At 69.0% G+C, this 6,054-nt stretch carries 9 protein-coding genes; 4 read left to right on the top strand and 5 right to left on the bottom strand.

Annotated features, from left to right (window positions below; all coding sequences use genetic code 11):
* The first annotated feature begins 44 nt into the window (after positions 1 to 44).
* From MKK63_RS12040 to MKK63_RS12055, 4 genes are all read left to right on the top strand, one after another.
* Complete coding sequence (locus MKK63_RS12040) at positions 45 to 830, top strand: class II glutamine amidotransferase (RefSeq protein WP_244001942.1); 786 nt, start codon at positions 45 to 47, stop codon at positions 828 to 830.
* A 162-nt stretch (positions 831 to 992) separates the two neighbouring features.
* Positions 993 to 1,733: a NepR family anti-sigma factor gene (locus tag MKK63_RS12045; RefSeq protein ID WP_243925977.1), complete on the top strand. Its 741-nt coding sequence runs from the start codon at positions 993 to 995 to the stop codon at positions 1,731 to 1,733.
* A 408-nt stretch (positions 1,734 to 2,141) separates the two neighbouring features.
* Positions 2,142 to 2,555 carry a DUF1236 domain-containing protein gene (locus MKK63_RS12050; RefSeq protein WP_243925975.1) on the top strand — a complete coding sequence of 138 codons (414 nt, stop codon included), beginning with the start codon at positions 2,142 to 2,144 and terminating at the stop codon, positions 2,553 to 2,555.
* Positions 2,556 to 2,688: 133 nt separating this feature from the next.
* Positions 2,689 to 2,994, top strand: coding sequence for a hypothetical protein (locus tag MKK63_RS12055; protein ID WP_244001945.1), 306 nt, complete (start codon positions 2,689 to 2,691; stop codon positions 2,992 to 2,994).
* 5 nt (positions 2,995 to 2,999) lie between these two features.
* On the opposite strand, the gene mscL is transcribed toward MKK63_RS12055, so the two are convergent.
* The 5 genes from mscL to MKK63_RS12080 all read right to left on the bottom strand — a co-directional run bounded on the left by mscL (position 3,000) and on the right by MKK63_RS12080 (position 5,653).
* Positions 3,000 to 3,419 carry a large conductance mechanosensitive channel protein MscL gene (mscL, locus tag MKK63_RS12060; protein ID WP_244001948.1) on the bottom strand — a complete coding sequence of 140 codons (420 nt, stop codon included), beginning with the start codon at positions 3,417 to 3,419 and terminating at the stop codon, positions 3,000 to 3,002.
* A 60-nt stretch (positions 3,420 to 3,479) separates the two neighbouring features.
* Complete coding sequence (locus MKK63_RS12065; protein ID WP_244001950.1) at positions 3,480 to 4,340, bottom strand: CDP-alcohol phosphatidyltransferase family protein; 861 nt, start codon at positions 4,338 to 4,340, stop codon at positions 3,480 to 3,482.
* Positions 4,341 to 4,344: 4 nt separating this feature from the next.
* A complete protein-coding gene (locus MKK63_RS12070; protein ID WP_244001952.1) occupies positions 4,345 to 5,055 on the bottom strand; it encodes a phosphatidylserine decarboxylase in 711 nt (236 codons plus the stop codon).
* A gap of 92 nt (positions 5,056 to 5,147) precedes the next feature.
* The gene (locus MKK63_RS12075; RefSeq protein ID WP_244001954.1) at positions 5,148 to 5,426 is read right to left on the bottom strand and encodes a type II toxin-antitoxin system RelE/ParE family toxin; all 279 of its coding nucleotides are present in this window, start codon (positions 5,424 to 5,426) and stop codon (positions 5,148 to 5,150) included.
* Positions 5,423 to 5,653, bottom strand: a complete 231-nt coding sequence (locus MKK63_RS12080) for a hypothetical protein (RefSeq protein ID WP_244001958.1) — start codon at positions 5,651 to 5,653, stop codon at positions 5,423 to 5,425. The genes MKK63_RS12075 and MKK63_RS12080 overlap by 4 nt, the downstream gene beginning before the upstream one ends.
* Between the last annotated feature and the right edge of the window lie 401 nt (positions 5,654 to 6,054).

Consider the following 6,054-nt stretch of genomic DNA (forward strand, 5'->3'; position numbering starts at 1 on the left):
TCCGCTAACCCACACCTGTGGCGCGTGGCGGAAAGTGGGAGACCATGTGCGAACTGCTCGGCATGAGCGCCAACGTGCCGACCGACATCCGCTTCTCCTTCGCGGGCCTCGCCCGGCGCGGCGGTGACACCGGCCCCCATGCCGACGGCTGGGGCATCAGCTTCTACGACGGGCGGACCTGCCGCAGCTTCCACGAGCCGGAGCCGAGCGCCCGCTCGCAGCTCGCCCGGCTGCTCCGCGACATGCCGATCAAGAGCCGGATCGTCGTCGCCCATGTCCGCAAGGCCAATCGCGGCCGGGTCAGCCTGGAGAACACCCACCCGTTCGCCCGGGAATTGTGGGGCCGCCGCTGGACCTTCGCGCATAACGGCCAGCTCAAGGGCGTGAAGCGGCTGCCGCTCGGCGGCTTCATGCCGATCGGCTCCACCGACAGCGAGCACGCCTTCTGCTGGATGCTCGGACGCCTGCAGGACCGCTACAAGGCCCTGCCCCGGCCCGAGACCCTGGACCGGGCGGTGGCCGACCTTGCGGGCGAACTGCACGGGCTCGGCGTGTTCAACATGCTGCTGACCGACAGCCGCACCCTCTACGCCCATTGCGGCAAGCGCCTCTGCTACCTCACCCGCCGCGCCCCCTTCGGCAAGGCCACCCTGATCGATGAGGATTGGCAGGTCGATTTCGCCCGGGAGACCACCGAGCACGACATCGTCACCGTCATTGCCACGAAGGCGCTGACCCGGGACGAGAGCTGGACCGACCTCGCCCGCGGCGACGTCTTGACCCTGCGGGATGGGACGATCCGTCTGTTGAGACCGGTCAACTTAGCTTAAGTGTGTTTTGGCTGAGGGTGCATACCCGCCCCCGATGCGTTAGAACGCCGGTAACAGGAGCGCAGCGGCCGGACCTTTGCCCGGGTTCAAGCCGGCAAGCGATCCGCCTCGATCCTGCGGGATCACCGGTCGGGCCACGATGAGTTGACGAGCGCGATACGCATGACCCGCGACGACACCGACACCGTCCTGTCCCAGGAGGACGCGACTCGGGATGGCCGCCCGAACCTGAATGCCGGCATCCGCACGCATCTCGGCGAGCATCTGCGCACCGTCTACGAGCGGATCGGCGAGGAGACGCTCCCGTCCCGCTTCGGCGACCTGATCGAACAGCTGGAGGCGGCTCTGCGCGCCCGGGGCGAGGCGATCGAGCCGGAATTCCGAAACGGGCTGCTGGCCGCCGTTCCATCCCTGCGCGCCTTCGCGCTGTCGTTGACCTCGAATCCCGCCCGGTCCGACGACCTCGTCCAGGACACGCTGCTCAAGGGCTGGCAGCACCGCGCCCGGTTCCAGCCGGGCACCAACCTGAATGCGTGGCTGTTCACGATCCTGCGCAACATCTTCTACTCGGATCACCGCAAGCGGGTCCGCGAGGTCGAGGATCAGGACGGGTCCTACGCGGCGCGCCTCGCCACCGCCCCGCACCAGGGCGACCGGCTCGATGTCGAGGATCTGCAATCGGCGCTCGCCAAGCTGCCGCCGGACCAGCGCGAGGCCCTGGTGCTGGTCGGCGCGGAGGGCGTCTCCTACGAGGAGGCCGCCACGATCATGGGCTGCAAGGTCGGCACCGTGAAAAGCCGCGTCAGCCGCGCCCGGGGCCGCCTGGCGGAGCTGCTCGGCTACGACGAGGAGGATCTCGGCTCCGACCGGTTCATCCAGTCGGCGATGCCCAAGGACGCGTGAGAGCCCGGTTGAGGGGCGCGCGCGGTTCTCCGCGCCCCGCGAGCCGAGCAGGTCATGGTTTCGAAAGGTCGGGACCTTTCGCGGGTCCAGGGCAGAGCCCTGGCGCCTCTCTCAAGACACTGCCCCGAGCACCCGCCAACGGGCAAAGCCCTTTGGAAACCCGGTGTGCGACCAAACCGTGAGGCCGCGTTAGAGCGCTCTCCGCCGAAGCGGACACCGGTTCGGTGCAAGAGAGCGCGTTACAACACGAGCTTAGAGCCGTGCACGATTGCAACGCGATCGGGCACGGCTCTAGCCCTCGGCCCTCGTCCGCAAAAAGGGATGCATCCGATTCCGGGTATCGGGCGTTACCGGCCCGAGCTTCGCTGCGTGACCGCGGCGGAACGCCACAGAACGGAGCAATCCCGTATGACCATCAAGACCCTCATCGCCGCCTCGGCCCTCGTCCTGTCGCTGCCGCTGGCCGCCCAGGCCCAGGGCACCATCCCGGGTGCCGAGCGCGGCGCAGCCGCGGGTGCCGATGCGGCCGGCCCGATCGGCGGGATCGTCGGCGGCGCCGTCGGCGCGGCCACCGGCACGGTAGGCGGCATCCTCGGTGTCGACATGGCCCCGCGCTTCCGCAGCTACGTCCGCGAGCGCAACGTCCGCTCGTACGATTACGACGGCCGCGTCGCCGTCGGCTCGACCCTGCCGTCCGCCGGCGTGACCTACTACGACGTCCCGAGCGAGTACCGCGTGCAGCCGGGCTACCGCTACACGGTGGTGAACGACCGCCCGGTGCTGGTCGATCGCGGCCACCGCATCGTCGAGGTGATCGACTGAGCCTGCGGGCCGGTCCCGTATCGGCCCATGGGACCCCGGAGCCAAGCTCCGGGGTCCCACCTGTTGGCGCGGCCGTCGGCGCAACGCTTCATCCGGCCGGCCGTTGATCATCGGTTCGACCCGCGAGGCGACCATGAACGACAATCCCCATGAACCCGGTCCTCATGAACCCGGCCCTCATGAACCCGGCGCCGTGCTGCCTGAGCCCGTGCGCGACCATCTCGGCCAGCAACTCCGCGGCGTCCTGCCGGTGGAGGCCGACAAGCCCCGGTTCCTCGGCGACGATTCCGTGCCGGAGGCGTTCGAGCCGCAGATCCGCCGGCTCGAGACCCGGCTGAAGACCCACGAGGAGGGCACGGACGCGGTGGGCCAGGCCCTCGACCAGATCCTCGATGCCTTCGGCGTCAAGCCGGAGGAGCCTGGGCCGCGCGGCACCTGAGGGTCTTAGACCTGCGGCTTCGCGGCCAGGAGGTCGCGGATCTCCGCGAGCAGCTTCACGTCGGCCGGGATAGCCTCCGGTTCCTTGGGCTGTGCGGTCTGCAGGCGGTTCATCGCCCGGATCACGAGGAACAGCACGAAGGCCACGATCACGAAGTTCAGCGTCAAGGTCAGGAACTGGCCGTAGCCGATGACCGCGCCCTGCTTCTTGGCGTCCACGTAGGGCAGGCCGGCCTGCACCTTGGACGAGAGCGGGATGTAGTAGTTCGAGAAATCGAGCCCGCCGGTGACCGCACCGATCACCGGCATGAAGACGTCCTGGACCGCCGAGTTGACGATCGCCCCGAATGCGGCGCCGATGATCACGCCGACCGCGAGATCGACCACGTTCCCGCGCAGCGCGAATTTCTTGAACTCGTCAAGCATCGTCGAATCCCCCTCGCCGGACATGGTCAAGGTAGAGGATTCTTCAGCGACGGCCAGCGGTTATTCCGCTGTCGCGGTGGCGGGCAATTCCTCCGATACGGCCCCGGGCCGCTCCTCGGCACCGACGGCCGGCTCCGCCTTGAGCCGGCGGCGGTACTGCGCGGCGACGACCGGGATGGTCAGAAGATACCCTCCGCTCACCGCCACCAGGGCCTCGAACGGGTAGCTGATCAGGATCCCGAAGGCCGCCACGCCGAACAGGAAGATCGGCAGCACGAGGCTGCGCGGCACCCGCTTGCCCATGGTCTTGCCCGAGTAGGTCGGGACCGTAGAGACCACCAGCAGGGCGATGCACAGCACGTAGATCAGGATCGCGGGTGCCGCCCAGCGCTCCAGGCCGAAGCCGAGGAAGTGCAGGTAGAGCGGCAGCATCGCGGTCAGCGCGCCGGCCGGCGCCGGCATGCCGACGAAGAAATCCTTCTTCCAGTCCGGCCGGTTCGGATCGTCCAGCATCGCGTTGAACCGGGCGAGCCGCAGCGCCATCGCGATGGCGAAGATCAGCGCCACGATCCAGCCCACCGACTTCAGGTGGAACAGCACGAAACCGTAGAGGATCAAGGCCGGGGCGCAGCCGAAATTCACGAAGTCGGCCAGCGAATCGAGTTCCGCCCCGAAGCGCGAGGTGCCCTTGAGCAGCCGCGCCACCCGCCCGTCGATGCCGTCGAGCACGCCCGCCACCACAACGGCGATGACCGCTGGCTCGAACTTGCCCTCGAAGGCGAGGCGGATCGCGGTCAGCCCGAGGCAGAGCGCCATCAGGGTGATCATGTTGGGCGCGATCATCCGGAACGGCACCGGCTTGAACCGGCGCGGGCGCGGCTCGTTCGGATCGGGCTCGAAGGGCGGGAAGAGATCGTCCATAGGGTCAGATCCGCTTGAACACCCGATCCGCGCCGCCGCCGAGATCGGCCAGCACCGTCTCGCCGGCCACCGCCTTCTGGCCGAGTCCGACCAGCACGGTCGCGCCCGCCGGCAGATAGACGTCGACCCGCGAGCCGAAGCGGATCAGTCCGAACCGCTCGCCGACGCCGAGCACGTCGCCCGCCGAGACGAACCCGACGATGCGCCGGGCCACCAGCCCCGCGATCTGCACCACGCCGACGCGCTTCGGCGCGCCGGCATGCGTCGTCTCGATCACCATGCCGTTGCGCTCGTTGTCGTCGCTCGCCTTGTCGAGCTCGGCGTTGAGGAACAGGCCGGGCGTGTAGTGGATCTGGCCGATCCGCCCCGAGACCGGCGCGCGGTTCACGTGGCAATCGAACACGTTCATGAACACGGAGACACGCAGCGTCGGGACCTGCGGCAGGTCGAGTTCCGGCGGCGGCAGGACGGTGGCGATCAGGTTGACGCGCCCGTCGGCCGGCGAGACCACGAGCCCGTCGGCCACCGGGGTGACGCGCTCGGGATCGCGGAAGAAGTAGCAGACCCAGAGGGTGAGGATCAGGAAGATCCAGCCGAAGAACTGGGAGAAGGTGCCGGCCAGCACGGTCAGCACGATGCCGATCAGGATGAAGGGATAGCCCTCCTTGTGAATCGGCACGAGCGTCCGGCGGATCGTCTCGATGAGGTCGGTCATTCTATGGGGGCTCGAGGATCAGGGCTCTGCCGGGCGGATGGCAGCCTGCCGGTCCGGCGTCAACTTATCTCGGGCAAGGCTGGGTGTCGCGGTCAGGACAGGGGCTGCCGGGAGGCGTGACGGAAGCGGCGCACGACGATCGCGTCCCGGCCGATCGAATCGTCAACGAGACAGGGATAGGTCCCACGCGGAAACCGGCGGATGTGCCGCACGCTGGTTCCGTGTCCCATGAACGGATGGGCTTCCAAAAGGGTCGTCACCACGAGCAGGCGCTCTCGCAATCCCCGGGCGGCCTCCGGCGACTGCGCAGCCGGGTCGTCAAGCGCGGCCTCGACTTGCCGCGCCGCCGTGAGGGTATACCGAACGCTCACGGTCCATGTTTCGCCCAGATGGCGCGGATCTGCTCGTCCGTCGCGAACTCGCCGCGTGCCACGTCCGCATCCGACGCCGCGAGGTCCGCCGCCTCCTCCGGCGTCAGCGGGGACACCTTTCTGTCCGCCTCACCCCCGAACGGCGGCAGCATGCGGGCAGCATCGTCCTGCAGGGTGTCGGGGAGCGCGCGGACGCACGGAATGGCTCGTTCCAGGAGCTCGGTCATGGCGCCCTGATACACGCCGCCGGTTCGGACGGAAGTCATCGGCGGATCGTCTCCCTCAGGTCGGTCATGGGTCTTTCGGACTCGATCTGCGGGCGGATCTGCCCGGACGCGCCTCATCGTCCCCGCGCGCTCGTCGCGCCGGGGGCATGGCCCAAGAGAGACAACACGCGGGACGCGGGACGCCGCGGGGACCCAGGTGTCGGCCAGATACGCGCGGGATCCGGTCCCCGCGGCGCCCGCGACATCGACCGGGCATGGTCCCCGGCCGGTGCCGTCTTTCTCGTCGCGGCGTCTTGTCGACGTCCCGGTCCTGCGACTCCCCGTTAGCGGTCTCGGGCAGGGTGCACGCACCCCCGGAACCCGCATCGGCGCCGTGGCCTTCCAGCCGTCCCCCGCCTCGT

Origin of the sequence: Methylobacterium sp. J-088 (assembly GCF_022829295.1) — a bacterium.
GTDB lineage: Bacteria > Pseudomonadota > Alphaproteobacteria > Rhizobiales > Beijerinckiaceae > Methylobacterium.